The sequence below is a fragment of the Vibrio sp. Vb0937 genome, from assembly GCF_033338855.1.
Genome location: NZ_JAWOTK010000481.1, coordinates 1 through 1,012, shown reverse-complemented (window position 1 = coordinate 1,012; position 1,012 = coordinate 1). Strand labels below are relative to the sequence as shown.

The following is a 1,012-nucleotide window of genomic DNA, read 5'->3' as shown; positions in this document are numbered from 1 at the left end:
GGAATAGAATCAAGCGATGCTAATGCATCGCTCAAACGCTCACTTAATAGTTCGTGGCTTAATGTACTACTCATTTTCAGACTCAACCTGTGGAATGCTGACTTCGTCTAACAAGTGCTGTTTTACGTTGTCCATGCACGCCTCTAAGCGTGAGTCACAACTGGCGTCTGCTTCCGCATCATCCGTCACTAACTGACAACCACCAATTGGCAGTTCGTTGTTGGCAACCAGCTTCCAAGACTTAGGCAGATCCGCGTTAATGTGCGTAATGCGTTCTAGATCTTGTGGGTTGAGATGAACCGTCACGGTTTCCGCTTTGCCCGGCATCGCAGACAGTGTTTCATCCACCAGCGCCAGAATTTGCTGTGGCATCAGAGTAAGCTCGGCACGAATCACCTGCTGAGCCACCTTCTGTACCAACTCACAAATCATGTGGCGTTGCTGCTGCTCTTTTTCACTTTGCCAGCGAGACAAGGCTTGGAACAAGTCATTAACTGGCTTCGCCGCTTCTAAAAAGCCTTGCTTACCAGCTTGTTCACCAGAAACAAATCCTTTCTGAAAGCCTTCTTTCTGACCATCGAGTAAACCTTGTTGCTTACCTTGCTCGATGCCTTGGCGTAAACCTTCTTCATGACCTTGTTGCAGCCCCTGTTGGAAACCTGCTTCAAGTTGTTGCTGAATGTCCACTTGCGACTCTTGCCAACCTTGGTTGTCCAAGCCGAACTCTTCATCAACCGCAACTGGCTGTGCCAGCGGCGGAAAACGGTGTAAACGGTAACCACTTGGAGGCAGTCGCATAATGTTCGATCTTTGTTCTGCCATGCTTTATTCCACCGTTGGCTCTTCGTATAGAAGCAACTGAACTTCGCCCGACTCATCAAGCTCACGCACCATTTGCATGATGTCTTGGCGTGCTTTCTGAACTCGACTTAGTGCAACTGCACCACGCGCTTCCATATCGTCTTCTAGCGCTTTCACCATACGTTGTGGCATTGAGCGTTTGATCGCTTGC

The 1,012-nt window shown here is 49.1% G+C and carries 2 protein-coding genes; both read right to left on the bottom strand.

All coding sequences use genetic code 11. From position 1 onward, the window contains the following. Positions 1 to 66: 66 nt before the first annotated feature. Positions 67 to 822 carry a flagellar assembly protein FliH gene (fliH, locus tag R7P67_RS26665; RefSeq protein WP_005478070.1) on the bottom strand — a complete coding sequence of 252 codons (756 nt, stop codon included), beginning with the start codon at positions 820 to 822 and terminating at the stop codon, positions 67 to 69. A 3-nt stretch (positions 823 to 825) separates the two neighbouring features. After that, the coding region (locus tag R7P67_RS26660; protein WP_318086565.1) for a FliG C-terminal domain-containing protein at positions 826 to 1,012 on the bottom strand (187 nt) is incomplete at its 5' end.